This is a genomic window from Alkalimonas sp. (assembly GCF_020831925.1).
Lineage (GTDB): Bacteria > Pseudomonadota > Gammaproteobacteria > Enterobacterales > Alteromonadaceae > Alkalimonas.
In genome coordinates, this window is the sequence record NZ_JAFIFQ010000027.1 from 28,234 (window position 1) to 52,109 (window position 23,876).

At 51.1% G+C, this 23,876-nt stretch carries 22 protein-coding genes; 12 read left to right on the forward strand and 10 right to left on the reverse strand.

Going from position 1 to position 23,876, the window contains the following annotated elements; all coding sequences use genetic code 11:
* Positions 1-16: 16 nt before the first annotated feature.
* The gene (locus JJU14_RS10010; RefSeq protein WP_228613105.1) at positions 17-466 is read left to right on the forward strand and encodes a gamma-glutamylcyclotransferase family protein; all 450 of its coding nucleotides are present in this window, start codon (positions 17-19) and stop codon (positions 464-466) included.
* A 282-nt stretch (positions 467-748) separates the two neighbouring features.
* Here JJU14_RS10010 and JJU14_RS10015 read toward each other — a convergent pair whose 3' ends face one another.
* Complete coding sequence (locus JJU14_RS10015; RefSeq protein ID WP_228613107.1) at positions 749-1,597, reverse strand: LysR family transcriptional regulator; 849 nt, start codon at positions 1,595-1,597, stop codon at positions 749-751.
* Between the two features lie 183 nt (positions 1,598-1,780).
* Between JJU14_RS10015 and JJU14_RS10020 the strand changes: the two genes are divergently transcribed.
* Positions 1,781-2,128: a DUF413 domain-containing protein gene (locus JJU14_RS10020; RefSeq protein ID WP_091342130.1), complete on the forward strand. Its 348-nt coding sequence runs from the start codon at positions 1,781-1,783 to the stop codon at positions 2,126-2,128.
* Between the two features lie 71 nt (positions 2,129-2,199).
* On the opposite strand, the gene JJU14_RS10025 is transcribed toward JJU14_RS10020, so the two are convergent.
* Both JJU14_RS10025 and JJU14_RS10030 read right to left on the reverse strand, forming a co-directional pair.
* Positions 2,200-4,287, reverse strand: coding sequence for a GGDEF domain-containing phosphodiesterase (locus JJU14_RS10025; RefSeq protein ID WP_228613109.1), 2,088 nt, complete (start codon positions 4,285-4,287; stop codon positions 2,200-2,202).
* 238 nt (positions 4,288-4,525) lie between these two features.
* On the reverse strand, positions 4,526-7,213 hold the full coding sequence (locus JJU14_RS10030; RefSeq protein ID WP_228613111.1) for an insulinase family protein: 2,688 nt from the start codon (positions 7,211-7,213) through the stop codon (positions 4,526-4,528).
* A gap of 257 nt (positions 7,214-7,470) precedes the next feature.
* On the opposite strand from JJU14_RS10030, the gene sixA reads away from it, so the two are divergent.
* Positions 7,471-7,959, forward strand: coding sequence for a phosphohistidine phosphatase SixA (sixA, locus tag JJU14_RS10035; protein ID WP_228613113.1), 489 nt, complete (start codon positions 7,471-7,473; stop codon positions 7,957-7,959).
* Positions 7,960-7,970: 11 nt separating this feature from the next.
* Here sixA and smrB read toward each other — a convergent pair whose 3' ends face one another.
* Positions 7,971-8,567 carry an endonuclease SmrB gene (gene smrB / locus JJU14_RS10040; protein ID WP_228613115.1) on the reverse strand — a complete coding sequence of 199 codons (597 nt, stop codon included), beginning with the start codon at positions 8,565-8,567 and terminating at the stop codon, positions 7,971-7,973.
* Positions 8,568-8,608: 41 nt separating this feature from the next.
* Here smrB and prmB point away from each other — a divergent pair, with 41 nt between their 5' ends.
* Genes prmB through JJU14_RS10055 form a run of 3 tightly spaced genes read left to right on the forward strand, consistent with a single transcriptional unit; the run spans position 8,609 to position 11,880 of the window.
* Entirely contained in the window at positions 8,609-9,592 is a 984-nt protein-coding gene (gene prmB, locus JJU14_RS10045; RefSeq protein ID WP_228613117.1) for a 50S ribosomal protein L3 N(5)-glutamine methyltransferase, read from the forward strand.
* The gene (gene aroC / locus JJU14_RS10050) at positions 9,593-10,696 is read left to right on the forward strand and encodes a chorismate synthase (RefSeq protein WP_228613119.1); all 1,104 of its coding nucleotides are present in this window, start codon (positions 9,593-9,595) and stop codon (positions 10,694-10,696) included.
* Positions 10,693-11,880, forward strand: a complete 1,188-nt coding sequence (locus tag JJU14_RS10055) for an MFS transporter (protein ID WP_228613122.1) — start codon at positions 10,693-10,695, stop codon at positions 11,878-11,880. Before aroC ends, JJU14_RS10055 begins: the two co-directional genes overlap by 4 nt.
* Here the strand turns inward: JJU14_RS10055 and JJU14_RS10060 are convergent.
* From JJU14_RS10060 to JJU14_RS10070, 3 genes are all read right to left on the reverse strand, one after another.
* Entirely contained in the window at positions 11,860-12,546 is a 687-nt protein-coding gene (locus JJU14_RS10060; protein WP_228613124.1) for a TorF family putative porin, read from the reverse strand. The two genes, JJU14_RS10055 and JJU14_RS10060, sit on opposite strands and share 21 nt — an antisense overlap.
* 19 nt (positions 12,547-12,565) lie before the next feature.
* A complete protein-coding gene (locus JJU14_RS10065) occupies positions 12,566-14,683 on the reverse strand; it encodes a methyl-accepting chemotaxis protein (RefSeq protein WP_228613126.1) in 2,118 nt (705 codons plus the stop codon).
* A gap of 103 nt (positions 14,684-14,786) precedes the next feature.
* Positions 14,787-16,217 (reverse strand): aldehyde dehydrogenase family protein, encoded by a 1,431-nt coding sequence (locus JJU14_RS10070; protein ID WP_228613128.1) that lies wholly within the window; start codon positions 16,215-16,217, stop codon positions 14,787-14,789.
* A gap of 134 nt (positions 16,218-16,351) precedes the next feature.
* On the opposite strand from JJU14_RS10070, the gene JJU14_RS10075 reads away from it, so the two are divergent.
* The 3 genes from JJU14_RS10075 (at position 16,352) to JJU14_RS10085 (ending at position 18,446) form a co-directional block, all read left to right on the forward strand.
* On the forward strand, positions 16,352-17,476 hold the full coding sequence (locus JJU14_RS10075) for an ATP-NAD kinase family protein (RefSeq protein WP_228613141.1): 1,125 nt from the start codon (positions 16,352-16,354) through the stop codon (positions 17,474-17,476).
* Positions 17,476-17,754 (forward strand): YfcL family protein, encoded by a 279-nt coding sequence (locus JJU14_RS10080; RefSeq protein WP_228613144.1) that lies wholly within the window; start codon positions 17,476-17,478, stop codon positions 17,752-17,754. Before JJU14_RS10075 ends, JJU14_RS10080 begins: the two co-directional genes overlap by 1 nt.
* Before the next feature lie 71 nt (positions 17,755-17,825).
* Positions 17,826-18,446 (forward strand): FKBP-type peptidyl-prolyl cis-trans isomerase, encoded by a 621-nt coding sequence (locus tag JJU14_RS10085; RefSeq protein ID WP_228613130.1) that lies wholly within the window; start codon positions 17,826-17,828, stop codon positions 18,444-18,446.
* 48 nt (positions 18,447-18,494) lie between these two features.
* Here the strand turns inward: JJU14_RS10085 and dsbB are convergent, their stop codons facing one another.
* On the reverse strand, positions 18,495-19,031 hold the full coding sequence (gene dsbB / locus JJU14_RS10090) for a disulfide bond formation protein DsbB (RefSeq protein ID WP_228613132.1): 537 nt from the start codon (positions 19,029-19,031) through the stop codon (positions 18,495-18,497).
* A gap of 176 nt (positions 19,032-19,207) precedes the next feature.
* Between dsbB and fadR the strand changes: the two genes are divergently transcribed.
* On the forward strand, positions 19,208-19,924 hold the full coding sequence (gene fadR / locus JJU14_RS10095; RefSeq protein ID WP_091342110.1) for a fatty acid metabolism transcriptional regulator FadR: 717 nt from the start codon (positions 19,208-19,210) through the stop codon (positions 19,922-19,924).
* Positions 19,925-20,002: 78 nt separating this feature from the next.
* Here the strand turns inward: fadR and JJU14_RS10100 are convergent, their stop codons facing one another.
* Together JJU14_RS10100 and JJU14_RS10105 are read right to left on the reverse strand one after the other, a co-directional pair.
* On the reverse strand, positions 20,003-20,989 hold the full coding sequence (locus tag JJU14_RS10100; protein ID WP_228613134.1) for a 2-hydroxyacid dehydrogenase: 987 nt from the start codon (positions 20,987-20,989) through the stop codon (positions 20,003-20,005).
* A 76-nt stretch (positions 20,990-21,065) separates the two neighbouring features.
* The gene (locus JJU14_RS10105; RefSeq protein WP_228613136.1) at positions 21,066-21,551 is read right to left on the reverse strand and encodes a glutathione peroxidase; all 486 of its coding nucleotides are present in this window, start codon (positions 21,549-21,551) and stop codon (positions 21,066-21,068) included.
* A 91-nt stretch (positions 21,552-21,642) separates the two neighbouring features.
* Here JJU14_RS10105 and JJU14_RS10110 point away from each other — a divergent pair, with 91 nt between their 5' ends.
* Positions 21,643-22,530, forward strand: a complete 888-nt coding sequence (locus JJU14_RS10110; RefSeq protein WP_228613137.1) for an NAD(P)-dependent oxidoreductase — start codon at positions 21,643-21,645, stop codon at positions 22,528-22,530.
* Positions 22,531-22,699: 169 nt separating this feature from the next.
* Positions 22,700-23,656 carry a prolyl oligopeptidase family serine peptidase gene (locus JJU14_RS10115; protein ID WP_228613139.1) on the forward strand — a complete coding sequence of 319 codons (957 nt, stop codon included), beginning with the start codon at positions 22,700-22,702 and terminating at the stop codon, positions 23,654-23,656.
* Positions 23,657-23,876 lie beyond the last annotated feature (220 nt).

Sequence of the window (23,876 nt, forward strand, 5' to 3'; positions counted from 1 at the left end):
GGGGTAGACTAGTAAGATGCATATACGTCGACAAGTCGCTGGTTTTATTACTGCTATCGTTCTGATGGTTTGTTTCACGTTGTGGCTACTTTGGTTATGGTGGCCAGCGCCATTTTTCTTCATGCCAGATGAACGTGTGGAGTATCAGCAGCAGTCTTATCAATTATTTGCCTATGGAACGCTCCGCAATCGATTGGTACGAAAGTTGGTCACCGGAAGGGATGTAAAAGTAACCGTTGATGAGTTGGCCGGGTTTGAGCGTCAGGGGTTGAATATTGTAGCAAACGAAGCTGCAGTCACTGCAGGGGTTCGAATGCAGGTCAGCAAGCGGCAAATGCAGCGGCTGGACCGGTACGAGCGCTTGGGGCTGCGCTATTGCCGTTTTCAGGTCTTTTTAACCAGTGGTGAGCAAGCTTGGGTGTATCAACGGCTAAATGGTGAGGGTTGTGAACAACAGCAGCAGTAAATTGGCCATGTTTTAACAACATCCGCACTTTGAATCTGATAAAATACGCATTGCTGCGCTATTCCATTGTTTTGTTTTAATTGGGAGAGATCGCTTTGTTGTTGCTTCCTGCTGTTTTAGTCTGCACCGCTATTTCAATCTACATTGCTGCATTGCGTGCTGGTATGTCTGCTTGGCGTTGGGGCATTGCTGCGCTGGCGCTCGGACCTTTATTGTTGCCGCTTTTTACCAGCCATAAACGCCTGGTGATCTTAAGGGCCAGAGGGCGCAACAGCCGTTTGTTCAGACCTTAGTATCTTTCAGTTGTATCAGGACGTTTTGCAGGCTATCACACCTGTCTGCTGCTTTCAGGTAAGCAGCGTACAAATTACGGCATATTACCGGGGCATCTTCAACTTGCTGCAGCACCCCCTGTTGCAGCTGTTGTGCCACCATGGTCTCTGGCAGGTAAGCTGCGCCTTTTTGTTGCAATACAGATGTCAGGGCGATGCCGGCATGATTGGTTCGAACCGTGACCCGGATCTCTTCATGCAAGATATCGGCATGCTTTATTTGAAAAGCCGTCCCCCAATCCATTAACACATAATTGGCCTGCATGGCCGCTTTTGTCGGCTCAAAATCAGAGTGGATTACCGGCAGCAGTTTTAATTCCGTATGATGCTCGACTTGCAGGTCATCAGTTTTTGGTGGGTCAAACAGTAAAGCTAAATCCAGTTGACGCTCTAACAAACCACGGATCATGGACTCTCGCTCCAGACTTTCAGCCCGCCAACTGATGGCCGGAAGTTGTTGCTGCATCACGCTAAAGCGCGCTAGTAGGTAACAATCCCATAGTGTTGCGGTTGAGGCGATGACCAGTTGCTGTTGTTGATCGGCTGTAATCGCTACATCCTGTCGCGCCCGCTGAAGGGTGACTAACATGGTCTCGGCATGCGGCAGTAGCCGCTCACCAGCGGTGGTCAGCTGGATGTTGTTACGGTAACGACTGAACAGGGTGACGCCAAGGTGCTGTTCCAGTTGGCGAATGCGTGAACTGACAGCCGATTGAGTCAAAAACAGGTTGGCGGCAGCTTTACCGAAATGACGGGTGCGGTGAACTTCTAGAAAAGTTTTAAGTAACTCTGTATCCAAGTGCTTTCCTCAGGAATTTTTATCGTCACGATAAAAAACTTTTGTTTTACGAGGGCAATTTTGTTCACCATACTCCGCACAGTTGAGCAGAGCAAGTGGATTGTGATCCCAATTGCCACTTGCTTTGTACAACATGCAACCCTAATAATGCATTGTAATGATGAGCAACAGAGGAAAAAAGTGATGCAGCAAAGTTTTGTCGCTCCACGTCGCTTTTTCGATGACCGTAATTTCCCAAAAGGGTTTACCCGGTCAGGACGCTTTACGCTGGCAGAAGGTAACCTGCTGGAAAAGCATGGTGTTGCTTTGCAGGAGCTGGAGCAGGGTAGTCGTGCTCCACAAACTGATGAAGAGCAACGTTTTGTACTGGTTTGCCGCGGAGAGGCCGAAGCGGCCAGCGCTGTGGAGAAAACCTGGCTGAAATACAAACAACGCGTGCAGGAAAAACGTAAATTCCATACCGTGTTTGGTAAGAAGCGTATTGCTGACAGCAGCGACGATTTCAGTTACGTTGAAGTTGACAGCGATTAAGCCTCTGTAGTCGCGCCTACCGGGTTAAAACCCGGTTGATGTGTCTAAGGTAACTCAGTTGAGCACGGAAGCTAACCCAGTGTGGCAGCTGTCCGTGCGACTTGAGTCGTCTTCGGTGCCTGCTGTTGTTGCAAGAACCTGGTAAAGTCCTCTGATGACAAGGGCTTGCTGTAGTAATAACCTTGTATCACTTCGCATCGTAGTTGTTTAAGCAAGTCCAGCTGCTGCTTTTCCTCCACGCCTTCCGCCACTACCGTCAGGCTTAAGTTATGAGCAATCGTCACTATGGTATCTACCATATTGCGACCTCGGGCCGTGTCCATATCATCAATGAAGGCTTTGTCGATTTTCAGCGTATTCAGCGGAAACTGCTTCAAATATGCCAGTGACGAATAGCCAGTTCCAAAGTCATCCATAGCCAGGTGAATACCACGAGCCCGTAACTTTTTCATGGTATCAATTGCCATGGTGGGTGATTGCATGACGGTGCCTTCGGTGATTTCAAGTTCCAGATGATAAGACGGCAGCTCGGTCTGTTGCAGTACATCGTCAATTTGTTCACATAAATAGGGCAACATAAACTGCTTGGCTGAAAGGTTCACTGCCACCCGACCATGAAACAGTTCCTGATCAATCCATGCTTTCACTTGTTGACAGGCTTTACGGAGCACCACAGCCCCGATTTCAACAATTTGTCCTGTTTCTTCAGCGACAGGAATAAAGGTGGCAGGGCTGATAATGCCGCGCTTTGGGGTTATGAAACGAACCAATGCTTCCATTCCAAGCAGCTTACCGCTGTGGATATCCATTTTTGGTTGATAATAGACGGAAAAAAAGTCTTCTTTTAAGCCATGGCGAATCAGGTTTTCAATCTGCAAGCGTTTTACCGCTTGTTTGTTCATGCTGTCGTTGAAAAAAAGGTAACGGTTGCCGCCTTCATTTTTGGCATGGTACATGGCCGTATCCGCGTTACGAAGAAGACTCTGCGGATCCTGACCATCCTCTGGGTATAGCACTATGCCAATACTGCAACTGATCGCAAGTTCGTGTTGATTGATAAAAAATGGCAGATTAATTTGTTTGATAAGCTCCTTGGCCAGTGAGGTAATGGTGTGAATATCGTTGGTGTTTTCCAGCAAAATAGCAAACTCATCGCCACCAAGCCGGTACAACTGTCCTTTGTTGCGGGGAAATAACTTAAGGCGCTCCGTCAGCTTGCATAGCAGGCCATCACCGAGTTGATGACCAAGTGAATCATTGATTTTTTTGAAGTTATCCAGGTCGAACATTAAAAGTGAATGGCGTTTTTGTTGCTCTACCAGCTCACCCAACTGGCTGAGAAATAAAGCCCTGTTTGGTAAGCCGGTCAGAGTATCACTGTTGGCTAGCTTACTGAGCTGTTCTTCACGGGTCTTGCGTTCGGTGATATCAGAAAATACTGCGACATATTGCTGGATTAGGCCTTGCTCATCCCGCACCACATTGAAGTTCAACTCGGCATGATAGGTTTGACCATCGCTGCGTTGTTCCTGCACCTCGCCAACCCAGGAGCTGGTTTTCACCAAGGCTTGTTTGATATCACGTAGAAAGCGGCTTGGGTAAAGCGATAATTCGAACTGTTGTTGAATAACCTGTTCGCGATCTTTGCCTGTAATGCGGCTAAAAGCCGGGTTAACTTCCAGAATGCGAAAAGAGGTATCACAAATAACAACCGCATCGGAAATATTTTCCAGGCACTGTGCGAACAGCTGCAAGCGCTCTTCTGCCAGTTTGATATGATGAATGTTTTTCAGCGTACCGGTCATACGGCTGGCTTGATTTTGCTGGTTGTAACTGACGACTTTGCCGCGATCAAGCACCCAAATCCACTGTTGATCACTAGAGCGAATGCGGTAGGTGGCTTCAAAATAGGGGCTTTGTTGATTTAGATGATTGCTTAGCGCTTCGCTGACTCGATCCAGGTCTTGTGGGTGAATTTGTTGGCGATTGGGAGGAATATCCTGAGTCTCAGGGTCTAGCTCAACCGGGCTTTGCCACGAGCTGGAGCGATACAATGTACCTTGCTCAATGTTCCAGTCCCAAAGCTCATCACCGCTACCCCAGAGCGAAAGGCGAAGCCTTTCTTCACTGTGCTCCAGTCGGCTCTGATATCGGCGCATCTTGACAATACTAAGATGAGCTAACAATAGGGCACCAAATGAAAGCAACAACACAACACTGAGGACATAAGGTTGCACAGCCTGCCAGTCCATAGCGAAGGCTGTGTTTGGCAGTAAAGTAGTCAGGCAGCTCAATATTATTGTTGTTCTGGTGCCAGCGCGCATTAAATCATCTTGGATGCAGTCTAGGTACCGTTAACATATAGAAATTGCCTGATGCTGTCAAAAGCAAATCGTTTTAATCATTTTCCAGCTCGGAAATCAGCTCTGATGCATCCAAAAAACGCAGGTGGCTATGGCTTGGCTTGCTGTCGGTCGCAAGGAAAATAGCATCGTAATCTGGCGAGAGAAGTTGGTAAAAAAAGTGAACAAATTGCGTCAGAGTCAGCTGCTTTGTCGCACTGCTGATGCGCTCAGTTAGGTTAAACTGCAAGTCATCCTGCCCGATTGCCAGCCAGAGCCTCTTCGCGCGACTACTTAAACTGGTGTCTTTATCTTGCAGTTGGTTTAGCAACCCTTGCTTTAGCTCCTGAAACTCAAGCTCACTCAATTGCTCCAACTCAGCCAGGAAAGTACGATAAAACTGCACGGTAGCCTGATACAACAGCTGACAATCCGTATTGGGTGATTGAATGTAAAAAGCCAAGCCTGGCAGAGTATTCACAGGGACATAACCGGTACCTACCAGATACCCTAGTTGTTGCTCGGTGCGCAGTTGATGAAAATAGCGTGGTGCCAGCAAGTGGTTGGCCAGCATAAAGCGGCCGATCTGTTCGGGTGATTTATCCTGTGCTGGTAAGTAGATGACCAGCGCATGATCATGGTGATCCACGTCTATATTGAGCCAAACAGGGCCATGGTTTTGCATTGAGCGCTCTGGCACAGACAAAGGAGCGCAATGCTCGCGATCAGACAACCAGCTACCCAAGCGCTGTTGCAATTCGATGGCGTCTTGTGGTTGCCAGTTGCCAACCATAAAAGCCTCGATATGCAATTGCTGCAACAACTGCTGATGAAAGCTGGCAAAGGCATCAAGCTGCATGCTTTCCAGTTCCAACAGCAGTCTGTCGATGGCTGGATTGAGTGGATGCAACACCGCTGAAAGCTGACTAAACAGACTGGCGACTGGTTTATTTTTATGGCTGTCACGCCAGTGACGCATCAGCTGCTGTTTGATTTCGTGAAAGCGGCCAGCCTGGACCTGAAATTGACTTAGATGCTCCAGCACATCGAGCAGCAACTGAATTTGATTATTGCTTAAGCCAAAGCTGTGAATACTGATGCCTTGCTTTTGTACGTGAAGTCTGTAGCCAAGACCCGCCGTGCTGGCAGGGTACAATGCTTGTTGGATTTCATCATTTAGCAACTCTACCCATAGTCTGGTTGCAGCCAGGTGCCAGCAACTCTTTATGCTAAATGGCAGGCTCAACTGCAGATAGATGTGACCTTTTGGGGTATGAAAATCGGCATCTGGCTTGAACCAAAGGGTGAGTGCATTATCCCGATGAATGCAGTTTGGTCTTTCTTGTGTTGCACTCTGAGGCAACAGCCGAAGCTCATCGACGAAGTAGGGGTTTGGTTGTGGCAACTGAAACTTTGGCGATGGCGATAAGTTTGCCAGCGATTGCAGCAACCTGGCTGGCAGCGGTTCTACCCGATAAGGGGTGAGGTACCAGCGTGCGCTCTGGTTGGTTTCAAGGCCAGGTGCAATCACCATGAGTCGCACATTGGTGGGTTGAAAATAATTCAGCACCTGACGATACAGGGACTCTGGTGGGGTTTCCATCCGATAGTCACCAAAGACTATATCCTCGACCGGATAATGATGCATATTCACAGCCAGCTCAGTGGCGGTTTGCTCGGAAGTGCTTGGCTCCTGATAGCTAAATGACCATTCCAGCAGTTGCTGTCGTTCACGGTACAACGGCTGTGGGAAGGGTGATTGTTTTAGCATGGCCAGATATTGAAAGATGGCATGAGTGATTTTCTCGGTAGAGGCCATACCAGCTTGTGTCAGTTCGCAGGAAATACTGAAGTCTTTGAAGTTGCTGCCATCGACACCACCACCGGCGCTAAGTTGGTTGATCCAGCCAGCCGCTTTCAACTCAGCATACAAAGAACCCGGTCCTTCATCACCCAGTAAATGCGCAATAAAGCTGACCAGCTTGTAAGGGTACCAACGTTGGATGCCAGGCAGGGCAAAGCTCAGTACCAGCTTGTGCATCTCTTTATGCGGTTCTACCTTCAGTTCGATACCCAGTTGTTCAGGCAAGTAGAGGGGTTCCTCCAACCAATCGCGTTGGCATTCCCCCTGAGGCATCGCGGTAAAATGTTGTTCAACCCAGGCTTGCTGAGTGCTGAGTGGTTCCGGTGCTACCAGAACCAGCGTCATCTGGCTGGCAAGGTAGTAACGCTGATAAAAAGCCAGCAGGCTGTCACGCAGGCTTTGCTCTGGTAAGTCGACCAGGGTTTGCAGGTTACCTACCGAGAATTTAGCAAAAGGGTGCGCTGGGTTAACCGTTTCCTTGTGTACCTGATAAATCCGGCGGCCATCATCTTTAAGTTTAAGGGTGAATTCGGCTTCAATAGCCTGACGCTCTTTCTCTATGTAGCTCTCTGCAAACAATGGGTGGATAAACATATCGGCAAAACGCTGTAAGCCTTCGGCAAAATGCTCTGCATCACTGTCAAAAAAGTAAGTGCTATGCTCTGTGCCGGTCCATGCATTGCTGCTGCCACCATGATGGCTGACAAATTGTTGAAAGCTACCAGCAATCGGATAGTGCTTGCTTCCCAAAAAAAGCATATGTTCGGTAAAGTGTGCCAGTCCTTGTCGTTCAGGTGGATCATCAAAGTGCCCGGCACGGATGCAAAGCGCGGCAGCACTTTTTTCTGCATCACTCTGCTGTACCAAAAGTACAGCCAAGCCGTTGGCCAGAACCAGGTGTTTATACTGCTTTTGGTCGTTAGGACTTTGCTTTATCACGTTTTTTTTCAATAGTCTGCCTGCTGGGTTTTAGGGGCAACCGGCTCAGTTATGGCTTTTCATGCCTTTAAGGAATAGCATAGCCTAAGTTTATGCCTTAATAACAGTTACTCATTGGCGAATCTTTCATTATCATAGCGCACAATTTTTAGCCTGGTGTACCCGGGGCGTGACATTTCGGTAGTAGGTGACAGTTGATGGTCAACTTAGTGATTATGCGTCATGGTGAGGCTGAAGCGCTGCAAAGCACGGATGCAAAACGGCAACTTACCACAAAAGGCAAAGCAGAAGCTTGCCGGATGGCGTCTTGGCTGCGTCAGCATTATCCTGCTTTTGATAAGATCATTTGTAGCCCGTACAGCAGGGCGCGCCAGTCGGCTGAACTAATGTTGCAAAAGCAGCCGGCCGGTTGTGAATTAGCGTTGCTGTCGGATCTGGTGCCGGAAGGTGATCCGATGCAGGTACAGCTGTATCTGGATGCACTTTGGTCATCTGAACCAGAGCAGCGTATCTTATTGGTATCCCATATGCCGCTGGTAAGCTTTTTAGTGCAGACCTTCAGCAGTGCTGGTCAATGTCCGGTATTTGCTACGGCAGGCCTGGCCTGTTTGCAGTATGAACCAGGCCGAAACGGGCAATTGCTGGAAGCTATTTCTCCTCAGGAGTTGAGCTTACTTCCGGTGTAACCAAAGATCCATCAGGTTAGATTGTCACTGTCTTTATCGCTCATGGCACCTTGCGGAAGCGCCAGCAGTAGCAGCAAAGCCCCATCGCGGCCCCAACTGCGTGGTGCGGTATGAAAAGCCCTTACATTGGGGTGTTGGATAAGCCAGTTGGGTACTTTTCGCGCTAGAATCCCCAATCCTTTACCATGGACGATACAGGCGCAATGCAGATGTTGCTGCTGACACCAGTGCAGCAAAGCCGCCAGTTCCAGTTTGGCTTGTTGCTGCGTCATGCCATGCAAGTCCAGGGTAACCTGAGGCTGAATTTGGCCACGCTTTAAGGCTCTGGCTAACAGCTGGTCCTCCCCCGGGGCAACATAACTTTGTGCGCCGTCACCTCCCACATAGCCTTCATATTGGTCGGAAAAATAAAACAGCGCTTGCTCCTCGGCGGGCACCCGGGCTTTTGCTTTAGTTTTTGATGTAACCGGAGTAGAATGATGCCACTTTTTATCCTGCACCAACGGTGAGGCGTCCGCGACAAGGTCACGGAATAACTGACTTTCTTCCGGGCTTAGTTTGGTTTTATCTGGCATGGTGCAAGTGTAATCAAACCAGCCGGGCAACACAAACCACTTCCGTCCAGCCGTATGAATAAACTTGGAATACTATGACCACAGGCTCAACGATCACAGGCACAGCGCAAACCGAGGCAACCTCTTTATTTAGTCCTTCTTTGATTGAAGATGCTCTCACGCAGCTTAGCAGTGTGCAGGATTGGTTGCGCTTTGCGGTTAGTAAAATGCATCAGGGCCAGGTTTATTTGGGCCATGGCACCGACAACCCTTGGGATGAAGCGGCCAATTTAATGGCTGCTGTGTTGTCCTTGCCGCCGATCACCGACGAGCAGTTGTTTAAAGCCCGGCTGATTATGCAAGAGCGACGTGATTTTATTGCACTGCTTCAACAACGGATAGAGCAGCGCATCCCTGCTGCTTATCTGACAAAGCAGGCTTATTTTGCCGGCTTGCCCTTTTATGTCGATGAGCGGGTTCTTGTGCCACGTTCACCCATTGCTGAGCTGATCCAACAAGGGTTTAGCGAGCAGTTGGCAGGATTCCAACCAGAGCGGATCCTGGATCTGTGTACCGGCTCTGGCTGTATTGCTATTGCCTGCGCATACCAGTTTCCTGAGGCTGAAGTTGATGCAGCCGATATTAGTCCTGATGCGTTGGCGGTGGCAGAGTACAATATTTCCGAGCATCAACTTGAACATCGGGTATTTCCCTTGTTATCAGATGTATTTGATGGCTTGGCCGGACAACAGTACGACCTTATTGTTACCAATCCGCCCTATGTAGACGCTGAGGATATGGCTGATTTACCGGCCGAGTTTTTGCACGAGCCTGAGCTTGGCCTGGCGTCTGGAGCCGATGGCCTGGCGCTGACCAGGCAAATTTTACGGCAAGCAGCACAGCACCTGACCGAGCAGGGCGTGCTGGTGTGTGAGGTGGGTAACAGCATGGTGGCACTTCAGGCCTTATTGCCAGATGTCGGGCTGCAGTGGATTGAGTTTGAGCAGGGCGGTACCGGGGTATTTTCCATTAATAAGGCAGAGCTGCTGCGCTGCCGGCAACAGCTGGAGGAGTTTTAAATGGCAGGCAATAGTATCGGTCAGTTGTTTCGGGTGACTACCTTTGGGGAAAGCCATGGCCCAGCCATCGGCGGCATCGTCGATGGTTGTCCGCCGGGGCTGCATATTACTGCTGAAGAGTTGCAGCAGGATCTGGACCGGCGTAAACCGGGTACTTCACGTTACACTACGGCCCGGCGCGAAGCCGATGAAGTGAAAATCTTATCCGGTGTGTTTGAAGGCATCAGTACCGGTTGCTCCATTGGTTTATTGATTGAAAATACCGATCAGCGCTCGCAGGATTACTCCAAAATCAAAGATGTGTTTCGCCCGGGCCATGCCGATTACACCTACTGGCATAAGTTTGGCATTCGCGATTACCGTGGTGGTGGCCGCTCCTCGGCCCGTGAAACGGCTATTCGGGTTGCCGCCGGTGCCATTGCAAAAAAATACCTGAAAGAAAAGTTCGGCATGGAAATTCGCGGTTACCTCGCCCAGCTGGGCCCGGTTGCGATGGACAAAGTGCATTGGGATGAAGTGAACAACAACCCGTTTTTTTGCCCGGACCCAACCAAGCTGGACGCGCTTGATGCTTATATGCGTGATTTAAAAAAAGAGGGGGACTCCGTCGGTGCCCGGGTGAATGTTGTGGCTTCTAAGGTGCCGGTAGGTTTGGGGGAGCCGGTGTTTGATCGCCTTGATGCCGATATTGCCCATGCCATGATGAGCATCAATGCCGTGAAAGCTGTAGAAATCGGCGATGGCTTTGCTGTGGTGGAGCAAAAAGGCTCGACCCACCGTGATGAATTAACGCCGCAAGGCTTTAGCGCCAATCATGCTGGTGGCGTGCTGGGAGGTATCAGCAGTGGTCAGGACATTCGGGTTAGTATTGCGCTTAAACCCACTTCCAGCATTAGTATTCCAGGTAAGAGCATCAACCTGGACGGCGAGCCGGTGGATATGCTGACCAAAGGCAGGCACGATCCTTGTGTAGGCATCCGAGCGGTGCCGATTGCCGAAGCCATGCTGGCAATTGTGTTGATGGACCACCTGCTTCGCCATCGTGCGCAGAACCTGGATGTGGTCTGCAACACACCGGATATTGCCCGCCTGCAAGACGAATGAGTGGACTGCCAACACAGCATGCCGTGCCAGCTTTGGTGCTGGCTTACTTTGCTTACTACGGTGTGCTTGGCATTTTTATTCCCTACCTTGGGCTTTTTCTCGATGGCCGTGGTTTAAGCTCGTACGATATTGGCGTGTTGTTGGCGTTGGTCACCGCCACCCGCATTGTTGGCCCAAGTCTTTGGGCTGCCGTGGCAGAGCGGCAAGGACGGCCTCTCCTCATTATGCGGCTTGGCGCTGTACTGGCTTTGCTCGGTTGGCTCAGCAGTTTCTTCGACCAGGGTTTTTGGTTGTTGCTACTTGGTTTTAGCATCTTCAGTTTTTTCTGGACCGCCATCCTGCCGCAACTGGAAGTCACCACCTTTCACTTTCTAAACGACAATACCAGCCGTTATAGCCGGATCCGTAGCAGCGGTAGCGTCGGCTACATTGTGCTGGTGCTGATAGGGGGGGTATTGCTGCAAAGCCTGGGTACCGAATCACTGCCTTATGGCGCTGCCATCCTGATGCTGCTGCTGATTGGCAGTTTATTCTTATTGCCGGAGCTGACGCCCCCCACGGAGAGCAGCTCAGCTCGAAAGGGCTTTGGCCGCTTGCTCAGCCAGCCGGTGTTTCTCTGTTTCATGGGCGCGGCTTTTATTTTGCAGATGAGCTTCGCGCCTTTTTATGGCTTTTTCACCCTCTATGCCAGGGACCTTGGCTACAGCGGGGTAGCGACTGGACTTTTTATCAGCCTGGCGGTGTTGGCTGAGATTGTCGCTTTTTTCTGGATGGGCGCCTTGTTAAAGCAGCGCAGTTACCGGTTGGTGCTGAGTTGTTGTTATGGCCTGACCATGCTGCGTTGGTTGATGCTGGCTTATCTGGCTCATTCGCCGCTTTGGCTGGCGGTCAGTATGCTGATGCATGCCGGCAGTTTTGCCATTGCTCATAGCTGCGCCATGCACTTTGTACAACACTATTTCCCCAAAGCATTGCGCAGCCGTGGTCAGGCACTCTATGCCGGCTTGATTTTCGGTGGCGGTGGTGCGGTCGGTGCTTATGCCGCTGGTATTTTGTGGCAAGATGGTGTGGGTTCTACCCAGACTTTTGTGATAGCAGCGGCCACGGCCGGGGTTGCTATGTTATTTGCTTTATGTCTGCCAGCTCAGGTGCATGCAGCCGCTTCAGAACGAACGGCTAACTGATAACACCAGCGCATCATCACCCCAGCGCTCTTTTAAGGTGGTGGTGTGTAGCCCTGCGCTTACGATAAAACCGGCCAGATCGGTGCTGAGTACCAACTCAGCATGGAAAAAACCTGCTTTACCTTCCCAGTCATAACTGGCTTTATCAAAGGAGTGAGAACGATCCAGCCCTGCTTGCAAAGTCCAGCCCGGGCTTAAAGTAAAACTGCGCGCCAGTTTCACCACCAGATGCCCACCGCCAAAACCAAAATAGTCATTGCTGTACCAGAAAGAAAGCTCGTAATCATTACGGTGCAGCGTCAGATAAAGCTCCCGGAAGTTTAGTTCTGAGCTGTGGCCGCGGCCGTGGTAGGTATATTGGGCCAGACCAATATCCAGGCCGAAGTCACGAAATTGATGGTAATAGCCAAGGTAACCATCGATCTCGACCTTGGTGCCTTCGCCAAAGTCGACATTCGAGCCCCAGAAACCGGCATAGAATCCATTGCCGGCCTCCCAGTTTAATCCTGGCTGAAAGGCTGGCTTTTTATCGGTTTGACTGACACCATTGAACAGATAGTTGTTGGTCACCGCGAGCTCCAGGGTCCAGTTGGCCTGAGCAGGTACGATAACTGCACAGAGAAGGGTGCTGCTAAGCAAGGTTGTTGCCATTGATGATGCTTTCATAGAAACTCCTGTGAACTGCTCAACATTTGAGCTGGTTTAATCGCTCATCCATTTGGCCGGTGATTTGATCGATGGTATCGCTCACCTCATTATTGCGCTGTGCCAGTTGCTCAAGCTCCCTGGTCGCATCGCCAATAGCCGAAATATTGCGGTTAATTTCATCGCTGACCTGGTTCTGCTCTTCCGCTGCAGTAGCCACCTGAAAGGAGTTATCGGCGATGGCTGAGATGTCGGTGGTCGCAGCGGATAGTTTGTCGTAGGCGACCACAGCTTCACTCAGTGTTTGCTCAATGCCGGCGGTATTCTTGCTGATTTGTTGCACCGCGCCGCCGACCTGATGCTGTAAATTGGCAATTAGTTGTTTGATCTGATCGGTGGAGCTGTGAGTGCGGGCGGCCAGAGTACGAACTTCGTCGGCTACAACGGCAAAGCCTCTGCCTTGCTCACCGGCTCGGGCTGCTTCGATAGCAGCATTAAGTGCCAGCAGATTGGTTTGCTCTGCAATGGACTGAATAACTTCGATGATCTGATTAATTTCCTGGCTGCTTCCCGCTACTTCTTCAATCTGAACTTTGCTATGTTCCACATCCACAGCCACCTGACGAAACTCATCCAGTGTGCTCTGGAATAATCCATTGGCTTCATTCAATGCCAAAATGGCATTTTGTGCCCCTTCCGCTGTACTGCCTGCCAGTTGAGCGACCTCATTGGCAGTGGCTGTCATCTCGTGCATCGCGGATACCACATTCTGGATTTCAGCGGCCTGCAGCTGGGTGGCCTGATTGGTTTGTTGACTGGTATCCACCAGGGTGTGGGTTTGTTGTTGCAGTTGGGCGGAAAACTGCTGCAAGGCTTTGATCATCAGAGCCAGCTTAGCAGTAAAGGCATTAAAGCCAGCTGCCATATCCTGCAGTTCCTGATGACGACTGCTATCGAGGGTACGGGTTAGATCGCCTTCAGCACCTGCAAGCTCCTGCATCAGCAGGCTCATTTTGACAATGGGCTTGGTCGCACGCCTTAACCAGACTGACATCAACGCAACGAAGAGCAGCAACAAGCCGAAACCGGACAGCAGCATACGAGCGGTGGTGGCGTTGGCATCCTCCTGCAGTTGCTGCGAAAGTTCATAGGCGGTTGCCAGTGCCACCTGTTCCGGTACTGCAACCAGGGTATACCAAATGCTGCCAGAGGCTTCGATGGGGATCGGGTAAGCCAAAACCAACTGGTCCTGATAGGAAAAAAGGCCAGTTCGTTGTTGCCGCAAAGCGGATGCCAGCTCTGGATCCAACTGCTGCAGTGACTGACCCAATTGGTTGGCAAAACGGTTGGATGCTACTACTAACTGTTGCTCGCTGAGCAGGTAGAGATCAGCCTGACCGTCGTAAAGGCTGGCCGCCTGACGAAGCAGGGATTCCTGCAACACCGGCAGGTTAATATCAACACCGGCAACGCCCCGAAAGGCACCATTGACCAGCACCGGGTACACTAAAGAGGTTAGTAGTACTTCGTAACCCGGGCGGATCTCGTACTGGTAGGGCTCCATCAGGCAAGGCCGTCGCTGGTCATGGCTACACAGGTACCACTCGGCTTCACGGATACCAAACTCGTTCAAATTGCTTAGGTATTTATCAGCAGCGTCCGCGGTACGGATAAACTCAAGGCCACTCTCGGATGCTACCCAGTACACTTCGAGCGTACCTTGATCTGAGCTGTGTTCAATACCAGTGTTGCGATAGTCCTGGTCACGGCCATCGTAACCGTTGGCTTCGTACTGGGTATAAATGGAGGACACCGAAGGGTTGGCTTGCAGCAGATGGCGGGCGAACAATTGTACTTGGTCACGGCTATAGGGTGTATTGCCAGAGCCCACCGCTGTATTACTCATCAGGCTGGCCAGGTTTTTGGCGACGTCGTAATTTCGGTTCATCACTCTGGCGGTGTCCAGAGCGTTCACTCTGGCTGCGTCGGTCAAGATGGTTTCTGCAGTAGCCCGCATGGAGCGATCCAACCGCTCAATGGCATTTTGATTACTGCTGCGGGTTGACTGCCAGCCAATCAGCGCCATGCTGGCGGTGCTGATCAGTAACAACAAGGCAACACCAAGGCTTAGCTGAAAGCGGAGGGACTGAAACTGCATGATGATATCCTCGGCAAGGTCTACAACAATCTGACCTTTCAAGTTAAGTTCAGAGTAACCTTAAATGCAATGCAGTCTGCTGTTTTGCTTCACAAATAGCAATTCAGCTACGCAGTAACCAGCGCAGTGCAGTGTTTAGCGAGCTTTTGTTGTAAGGCGGGTAGATTAGTTTACCGGGGTGCCACCAACCTTTAGAGTGCACTGCTTTGGCATGGCTAAAGGTGATAAAACCTTCTTTGCCGTGATAAGCACCCATACCGGATGCACCAATTCCACCAAAGGGCAGGTCATCCTGGGCCACCTGCATCAGGCAGTCATTCAGGCATACTCCACCGGAGTGGCTGTGCTTCAGAAATTGTTGTTGCAATGCTTTATTATTGCTGAACAGGTACAAGGCCAGAGGTCGGGCTTGAGTACTAAGCTGTGTAAAAACATGCTCGATGGCGCTATAGCTTTGAATAGGCAAGATCGGGCCAAAAATCTCTTCCTGCCACAGGGCATGCTCTGCTGGCAGGTTCAGCACCAGCTGCAGCGGTAATAGGCCGCTGCCATCTTGCAGGTAATGCTGCCAGTGGTGTTCAGCGCAACTGATGATGGTAGCACCGGCTTGCTCGGCTTGTTGCAATAAAGTCAGCATGCGCTGACGCTGACGCTCGGTGCATAGCCAGCTGTAATCCTGTTGCAGCCGGTTGGCAGGATACAGACGGTTAAAAGCGTTTTTAAGTGCATTGATAAGAGCTGGCTGAATCTGCGCATCAACCCACAGATAATCGGGGGCAACACAGGTTTGGCCGGCATTGGCACATTTGCCAAACACCAGTCGCTCGGCACTGACCGCCAGGTTAGCATCGGCGGCAACGATGGCCGGTGATTTTCCACCCAGCTCCAGCGTGACAGGGGTGAGGTTGGCAGCTGCTGCTTGCATCACTTTTCGACCTACTGTCGTTGACCCGGTAAAAAGCAGATGATCAAAGGGCAAAGCCGCAAAAGCGGCCGCCTGCCCGGCATCGCCACTAAAAACTGCGACTTGTTCGGTGGGGAATACCGTGGCCAGCAGTTGCTGCAAACAGTGATTGGTGGCAGGGGTATCTTCCGATAGTTTAAGCATCACTCTGTTGCCGGCAGCCAGCGCTGCCATCAGCGGCCCTAGCGTTAAAAACACCGGGTAATTCCAGGGCACCATAATGCCGACCACCCCTTTGGGCTGGTACTGAATGTAATTCCGGGCTGGCTGGAACAACCAACTGGTATGGCGTTTTTCCGGTTTCATCCAACGCTTCAGTTGCCGTTGCAGATAAGCCAGGCCTTGCAGCGTAGGTAGTAGTTCAATGCGCAAGCTTTCTTCGGCACTGCGATGGCCGAAATCCTCTGCCAGCGCTTTGGTAAGTGCAGCCAACTGCTGTTTTAGCTGCTGCTCTAATTGTTTGAGCCAGCCCAGGCGGCATGCATAGTCCGGATAAGGCAGAGCGCGGGCCGCTTTTTGTTGGCTGGCAAAAACGGCGGTTAGATCCAAAGTGTCAGCATGCTTGGACATAGTGGGCTTTCAGGCAGTCAATTCGTGCCACAACTCTAGGGTAGTTCATGCAGCAACTCAAGTACTGCTACTGGGAAAAAGTGGGGCGAGCGGGTACAATGCGCGCCATTGCAGCTAAGGGGCAGGGGAGAGCTATGTCGTCGGTGTTTCGTTTAGGCTTGATTATCAATCCGCTGGCCGGCTTGGGTGGCAGCGTTAGCTTAAAGGGTAGCGATGGCGTGGCCGAGCAGGCGCTGGCGCTAGGTGCTGAGCCTTTGGCGGGTAAGCGCAGCCAAACTGCGCTGAGTGAGTTGATGGCGCTAAAAGATCGACTGCTGATTAAAACGGTGGCGGGTACTATGGGGCAGCAGTTGGCAGAGCAACTCGGTTTTCACTGCAAAGTCTGTTACCAAGCTATCACTGAGCCGACCACGGCTGAAGATACCGAAGCCGCTGCCCGGGCTTTGGCCGCTGATGGCATTGACTTGCTGTTGTTCGCCGGTGGTGATGGCACCGCCCGCAATATCTGTGCCGTGTTGCCAGAGCAGGTGACAGCTCTTGGTATTCCAGCTGGCTGCAAAATACACTCCGGTGTCTATGCCATTAGCCCGACGGCTGCTGGCAAGTTGGTCGCCAGCCTGGTGCGGGGCGAACTGGTTTCCATGCGTCAGGCGGATGTGATGGACATTGACGAGCAGGCCTTTCGTCAGGGCGTGGTCAAAGCCCGGCGCTTTGGTGAGCTGTCTATTCCTGCAGCTTTGCAGTATGTGCAAAGTGTGAAAATGGGCGGGCGTGAATCGGAAGAGCTGGTACTTGATGATTTAGCTGCCTGGGTAGTCAGCCAGATGGATGAAGACGTGCGCTATGTGATGGGGTCAGGTTCGACCGTTGCAGCAGTGATGCAGCAGCTTGGCCTGGACAACACCTTGTTGGGCGTTGATGTGGTAGAAAATGGCCAGCTGATTGCCAGGGATGTCACCGCCAGCCAGTTGTTAGCGCTGGTCAAAGACCGGCCGAGCAAGCTGGTCATCACGCTGATTGGTGGTCAGGGCCATGTGTTTGGTCGTGGCAATCAACAGCTCTCGCCGGATGTGATCCGGGCCATTGGTCGCGATAATATCTGGCTGATTGCGACCAAGACCAAATTGCAGCAACTATCCGGCAGACCCCTATTGGCCGATACCGGCGATGCTGTGCTGGATCAGCAGTTGCAGGGGTTGATCCCGGTGCTGACCGGTTACAACGATTATGTGATGTATCGATTAGGAGAGGCAGATTGATGGACAGCACGCGCTTTATCTCGGCTGTGGCCGACTATTTTGATCAAATGATCCCAACAGCCAGCGACGACGAGCTGTTTGCTGCCGGTTATCTGCGGGGGCATTTTGACCTGGCGGTTGGCACTCTGGAAGTGGCTGCAGAGCCTTTTAGCCAGCAAGATCTGCTGGCGCAAGTGGATCGAAGCCTGACGCAAGCCATTGCCAATGGGGAGCTCAACCCGGACGATCAACAGCTGGTTACTGGCCTTTGGCAGCAGGTTCAGCACCTAGCGGCCTGACAGCAGGCCTGGTTTGCGGTACTATAGGCTTTCTTTGCTGTAGCTACAGCGTCAATCACAAAGTGAGTTTTATGTCTGAACAATACACATCGTTAGAACAGCACGCCAGTTATGGCATCGGTTTGCAAATGGGTCAGCAACTGGCTGATAATCCTTTTGATGGCCTGGATATCCATGCCGTGGCAGCTGGTTTGCAAGCTGCCTTTCAGGGCGAAGCCCCGGCCGTATCTGAAGACTTGATTCGTGCAGCTTTCACTGAAATCAGCCAGCGCATGCAAGCAGCTCAGGCTGAGAAGGCAGAACAAGCGGCTAAAGTGGGTGAAGACTTCCTGGCAGAAAATGCTAAACGCGCTGAAGTGTCAGTGACCGCATCTGGTTTGCAGTACGAAGTACTGAATGCCGGTGCTGGCGATAAGCCTGGACGTGAGTCGACCGTTCGTACCCACTACCACGGCACTCTGATTGATGGCACTGTATTTGATAGCTCTTACCAACGTGGTGAGCCGGCTGAATTCCCGGTATCTGGTGTGATTGCGGGCTGGACCGAAGCACTGCAAATGATGCCGGTGGGCGCGAAGTATCGTCTGTATATTCCGCACGAACTGGCCTACGGTGAGCGCGGTGCAGGCCACGCCATTCCGCCATTCAGCGCCTTGGTATTTGATGTTGAGTTGCTGGCAATCGTTGAGTAATTTGTTTTGCAGAATCAGGTGCTTATGCGTCTGATTCTGCGGAACCAATTAACCCTTATAAGGGTTCGTAGTCAGCCGTACGCCTTGACATAATAGTACCAGCACAGCCATCAGCGCATAAGCTACAAAGATCCACTGCATCCAGTCTGCCATCGAAGCACCGGCAAATTGCCAGTCAATGGCGCCACAAGGCCCGGTTGGATCGAAGATAGCGGGTAGCCACTGATGCAGCGGCAGCCAATCCGGGAAATCCGCAAATAAAGCACAGCTGTAAAATCCTCCATCGGCAATCAACTGCTCAATCTCACTGAGCTTACGCGCTTCCATCCAACCATAGATAGCCGCTGCCAGCCAGCCCATACAGGCCAGTACCCGTATCGGCCCACTGCCAGGAGCCATCAGGCCAAGTAAGGCTGCCAATAGAATACCGGCTACGGCTGCCCGGATGTAAACGCACTGAATGCAAGGCTCCAGGCCCATCCCGTATTGAAAGTACAGAGCAGCCAGTTCCAGCCCTAATGCGGTCAAAAATAACAACAGCCAGCTTAGCCGCTGCTTCGAGAATTTCTTCAGCCACTCAAACATCAGTCAGGCTCCGGGAAAAGTCTAGTTTTGAGGCACTTACTCTATGTCATTGTGAACCAGGTTACAACTATGGCACCAAAAGCCAGCCAAAATGGTGGCACCCCTTGTGCACTGGCGGTTCTCTGGTACAATCAGTCGATATTTAAAATAATCACAGCAAAAGTGGACCTTCCTGGATGACCAATCTTATCAAAGCACAAAGCCCGGCCGGTTTTGCAGAAGAATACATCGTTGACTCAATCTGGAATGGCAAGTTTGCCCCAGGCTCTATCTTGCCCGCTGAGCGTGAGTTGTCTGAGCTGATTGGCGTCACCCGAACCACCCTCCGTGAAGTACTGCAGCGACTAGCACGTGATGGCTGGTTGACCATCCAGCATGGTAAGCCAACCAAAGTGAATAATTTCTGGGAAACTTCAGGCTTGAATATTCTGGAAACGCTGGCGCGATTAGATCAGGATCAGATGCCGGATCTGGTGAACGAGCTGTTATCAGCCCGTACCAATATCAGCGCGATCTACATTCGTGGTGCCATCAAAACCCATCGTGAAGAAGCCATGGCCTCTTTTGCAGGTGCCGATGAGTTACCGGATACGGCGGAAGCTTTTGCAGATTTTGATTACAATTTAAATCATGAACTGGCATTGCACTCATCCAACCGGATTTACGTGCTGATCCTCAATGGCTTTCGTGGTCTGTACAATAAAATTGCCCGTTTTTACTTTTCCCAACCAGAAGCCCGAGAGCTGGCCCGCAGCTATTACAAAGAATTGCGTGCTTATGCTGAGGCAGGCCGTCACGATGAAGTGATAGCTGTGGTCCGTAAATATGGTTGGGAAAGTGGTAAAATTTGGTCAGGGCTGCGTGCCAGTATCCCAAAAGACTTGATTGAGTAACTGCCTGCTATATTTTCCAGCATAAAAAAACCGCTTGAGCGGTTTTTTTATGGGCTATTTGGAGCGCTTGTCCCTGTATTAGCAAAGCTCGTTACCACTGGCTGCTCCTTTGGAGAAAGCAACCAGGTTCTCACTGGTGATCTGGCTGATTTGTTGCATTGCTTCTTCAGTAAAAAAAGCCTGGTGGCCGGTAATCAGCACATTCGGGAAGGTCAGCAGACGCTTAAAGACATCGTCATCAATCACCATTTCTGACAGATTCTCAAAAAACAGATCCGCTTCCTGCTCGTACACATCCAGCCCCAGATAACCAATTTTGCGGCTTTTAAGCGCCTGAATGACCGCTTTGGTATCGATCAAGCCACCACGACTGGTGTTGATCAGCATCACATTGTGCTTCATCAGCTCCAGGCTATCTTTATTGACGAGGTAACGGGTTTCTGGCGTAAGCGGGCAGTGTAAACTGATGATATCGGCTGCTCTGTATAACTCGGGTAGCGGTACATAGTGCGCACCCAGCTGCTTCAGTTCGGCATCTTCGTACAGATCGTGGCAGACCAGCGTACAGCCAAAACCAAGCAAAATTTTAGCAGTGGCTTTGCCAATACGGCCGGTACCTATCAGGCCCACCGTTTTGCCATGCATATTAAAACCGAGCAAGCCATCCAGGGAGAAATTATCATCCCGTACCCGGTTGTAGGCTTTATGCAGCTTACGATTCAGTGTCAGCATCATGCCGACAGTATGCTCTGCTACGGCCTCCGGTGAGTAGGCAGGCACCCGCGCTACCTGAATACCCAGCTGCTTGGCGCTATCCAAATCAACGTTGTTAAAACCAGCACAGCGCAAGGCAATCATCCGCACACCCTCAGCATGCAAGGCTGTTAGGACAGGCGCCGACAAGTCGTCGTTGACAAAGGCGCAGATGGCGGTGCTACCAGCGGCTAGTGCCACGGTGTCCGCACTCAATTTCAGCTCCAGATAATGAAACTCCAGGCTGGCATCGGCCCAACGGCTAAAGGCCTGTTGATCGTACTTTTTGGCACTGTATACGGTAACTTTCATCGGATGTCCCTTGTTAAGTTTGTACACAGTGTAGCAAAAGCAGTGCAATTATTGTTGCGTTCGATCAAGCCAAGCTTTATTGGTTGAGCAATTCGTCGATGCTTTGCCGAAGCGCCAACGGCTTGGTACGCGGTGCATAGCGCTTTACGACTTCGCCTTTGGCATTCACCAAAAACTTAGTGAAGTTCCATTTAATGGCACGGGTTTTCAGCAAGCCACGGGCTTGATTCTTTAAGAATTCAAACAGGGGTTCGGCTTCAGGACCGTTAACCTGGACTTTTGCCATTACCGGAAAACTAACCCCATAGTTCAGCTGACAAAACTGCTGGATATCCTGATCCGAGCCAGGTTCCTGACCCCCAAACTGATTGCAGGGAAAGGCCAGAATCACAAAGTTGCGATCTTTATAGGTTTGATAGAGCGCTTCCAGCTCCTGGTATTGCGGCGTAAAGCCGCATTGACTGGCGGTGTTCACCACCAGCACCGTTTTGCCTTTGTACTGCGATAAATCGACACTATTGCCCTGTGCATCGTTCACCGAAAAGTGATGCAGGTTGTTCATCCGTTCTCCCCCAAAAGGTTTTTGCTTTTTGTCGGCCATCTTTGTACGCTTAGCGCCATTCCCTAGTTTACGACAGAAGTAAGACACTGGTATGACAAATTCCGCAAACAGCAAAAAAGTCGCCTTTATTGGGTTGGGTGTCATGGGTTATCCGATGGCGGGCTTTTTACAGAAAAACGGCCATGCTACCTGCGTGTACAACCGCACCACCAGTAAAGCTCAGCAATGGGCTGAGCAATACGGTGGTCAGCATGGCAGCACTCCGGCTGAAGCGGCTAAAGATGCTGAGCTGGTGTTTCTGTGTGTCGGTAACGACGATGATGTGCGCTCGGTTTTCTATGGCGAACATGGCGTGTTAGCCAGCATGCAGCCTGGCTCCGTCCTGATTGATCACACCACGGCTTCGTCAGAGCTGGCTCGTGAACTGGCAGCGGCCTGTGCTGAGCAGAGTATTGGTTTTTTGGATGCGCCGGTATCCGGTGGCCAGGCTGGTGCCGAGAACGGCGTGTTGACCATCATGGTCGGCGGTGATAGCGATGCCTACGCCAAAGCAGAACCGGTGATGCAGGCCTATGCCCGTTGCTGCAAGTTGCTGGGCCCGGCCGGTGCCGGCCAATTGGCGAAGATGGTCAATCAAATCTGCATTGCCGGTGTGGTGCAGGGGCTTGCCGAAGGGCTGCATTTTGCTCAAAACGCCGGCCTGGATGCGGCCGCTGTGGTGGAGGTGATTTCCCAAGGCGCCGCTCAGTCCTGGCAGATGCAAAACCGTTATCAAACCATGCTCAAAGGCGAATACGACTTTGGCTTTGCCGTCGACTGGATGCGCAAAGATCTCAGCATAGCGCTGAACGAAGCCCGTAAGAACGGCAGCCACCTGCCAGTGACTGCTTTGGTGGATCAATTCTACAGCGAAGTGCAGCGCATGGGCGGCAACCGCTGGGATACCTCCAGCCTACTGGCTCGGTTACACAAATCTTAGTAAATCCGTAGATAGGCTTGAAGGGCGCTTGATTGCGTCCCTAAAGCCAATTTCCTTTCGCAGTTCACTCACCTTCTGCCTGTGATGATAACAATCTATTTATGGGTTGTTGCAAATACTTGCTTGTGTTAGTTTTTTCGATGCTGAAAATAATGAGAAAGGAAATACGATGAAATGGTTGCTAGGAATGGCTTTGTTGCTGTCGGTGTCTGTTGCACAGGCAGAGCCTTTTAGCGGGCATGAGTCTATTCAGACGACGGCCAATTGTTTTCGCGGCCCATTTGAGAGCTCTGTCACTTTGGCACAACGTTTAGAGCAAATGCCTGCCGAGCAGCAGGAGCGAGTGAATCGTGTGTTTACGCAACCGCAGTTTGAGCAGCGGGTGAACACTGTTTACTGCCGTGACTTTATGTATTTGGTAGACGATGTCGAAGTTCGTGGCGTGGTTCTGGCGCCGGTTCACCCGGATAAAGCAGAGCGGCCCTTGCCGGTTTTGATTTATAACCGTGGTGGCAATGCCGGTTTTGGTGCTCTACGGTTTCCATTTATCTACCAGCATTTAATTACCTGGGCAGAGCAGGGCTATATTGTCATTGCCAGCAATTACCGTGAGCAGGATGAATTTGGTGGTGCCGATGTGGCTGATGTTGAAGCCTTATTGCCGATTATTCAGCAGATGCCAATGGCCGATCAAAGCAAGATTGCCATGTGGGGCGTCAGTCGGGGAGGTATGCAAAGCCTGATGGCGGTGCGCAATATGCCAGAGGTTAAGGCGTTGGTGTTCTCGGTAGGTGTGATCGATTTAGAGAAAGAGCTCGAGTTTCGTGCTGAAATGGAAAATGTGTATCAGGCCAGGATCCCTGATTATGCCAACCGTAAAGAGCAAGCATTGGCTGAGCGCTCAGTCGTGCACTGGTTGGATGAAATTCCTGCCGAGCTGCCGATCCTGATTTTGCATGGCGAGCAAGATGAGCGGGTGCATGTCAGCAATGCCACACGCTTTGCGAAGTTGCTGCAGCAACGGGAGCAGCCGCATCAGCTGCACATCTATCCGGATGCCGGCCACAATGTTTTCAATGAATCTTTCGAGGATATGAAAACCTGGCTGCAACAACAATTGCAGTAAGCTATTTTGGAGCTTGTTTTTTAGGGTAAGACAATGAGCTTCGCAACAGGCAATGAGCGTAAGCATTATCAAGGTGGTGTACGATGAAAGCTGAATACGATCTTTCCGAAATGAGTTCACCTAAGAACCCTTCGTGAGCGGGAGTTTTGCAGAGCAATAGCGTAGTCATTCACAACTCTTTCTTTCATCCCAATAACCTTCCATGGGTGAGGCTTGTAGG

Excerpts from the sequence above, each read along its gene's own strand:
- JJU14_RS10055 (WP_228613122.1), top strand. The coding sequence starts at position 10,693 with ATGAGTGGACTGCCAACACAGCATGCCGTGCCAGCTTTGGTGCTGGCT.
- JJU14_RS10060 (WP_228613124.1), bottom strand. The coding sequence starts at position 12,546 with ATGAAAGCATCATCAATGGCAACAACCTTGCTTAGCAGCACCCTTCTC.
- aroC (WP_228613119.1), top strand. The coding sequence starts at position 9,593 with ATGGCAGGCAATAGTATCGGTCAGTTGTTTCGGGTGACTACCTTTGGG.
- sixA (WP_228613113.1), top strand. The coding sequence starts at position 7,471 with ATGGTCAACTTAGTGATTATGCGTCATGGTGAGGCTGAAGCGCTGCAA.
- JJU14_RS10100 (WP_228613134.1), bottom strand. The coding sequence starts at position 20,989 with ATGAAAGTTACCGTATACAGTGCCAAAAAGTACGATCAACAGGCCTTT.
- JJU14_RS10070 (WP_228613128.1), bottom strand. The coding sequence starts at position 16,217 with ATGTCCAAGCATGCTGACACTTTGGATCTAACCGCCGTTTTTGCCAGC.
- fadR (WP_091342110.1), top strand. The coding sequence starts at position 19,208 with ATGACCAATCTTATCAAAGCACAAAGCCCGGCCGGTTTTGCAGAAGAA.
- prmB (WP_228613117.1), top strand. The coding sequence starts at position 8,609 with ATGACCACAGGCTCAACGATCACAGGCACAGCGCAAACCGAGGCAACC.
- JJU14_RS10085 (WP_228613130.1), top strand. The coding sequence starts at position 17,826 with ATGTCTGAACAATACACATCGTTAGAACAGCACGCCAGTTATGGCATC.
- JJU14_RS10075 (WP_228613141.1), top strand. The coding sequence starts at position 16,352 with ATGTCGTCGGTGTTTCGTTTAGGCTTGATTATCAATCCGCTGGCCGGC.
- JJU14_RS10020 (WP_091342130.1), top strand. The coding sequence starts at position 1,781 with ATGCAGCAAAGTTTTGTCGCTCCACGTCGCTTTTTCGATGACCGTAAT.
- JJU14_RS10115 (WP_228613139.1), top strand. The coding sequence starts at position 22,700 with ATGAAATGGTTGCTAGGAATGGCTTTGTTGCTGTCGGTGTCTGTTGCA.
- JJU14_RS10025 (WP_228613109.1), bottom strand. The coding sequence starts at position 4,287 with ATGCGCCGATATCAGAGCCGACTGGAGCACAGTGAAGAAAGGCTTCGC.
- JJU14_RS10105 (WP_228613136.1), bottom strand. The coding sequence starts at position 21,551 with ATGAACAACCTGCATCACTTTTCGGTGAACGATGCACAGGGCAATAGT.
- JJU14_RS10065 (WP_228613126.1), bottom strand. The coding sequence starts at position 14,683 with ATGCAGTTTCAGTCCCTCCGCTTTCAGCTAAGCCTTGGTGTTGCCTTG.
- dsbB (WP_228613132.1), bottom strand. The coding sequence starts at position 19,031 with ATGTTTGAGTGGCTGAAGAAATTCTCGAAGCAGCGGCTAAGCTGGCTG.
- JJU14_RS10010 (WP_228613105.1), top strand. The coding sequence starts at position 17 with ATGCATATACGTCGACAAGTCGCTGGTTTTATTACTGCTATCGTTCTG.
- JJU14_RS10080 (WP_228613144.1), top strand. The coding sequence starts at position 17,476 with ATGGACAGCACGCGCTTTATCTCGGCTGTGGCCGACTATTTTGATCAA.
- JJU14_RS10110 (WP_228613137.1), top strand. The coding sequence starts at position 21,643 with ATGACAAATTCCGCAAACAGCAAAAAAGTCGCCTTTATTGGGTTGGGT.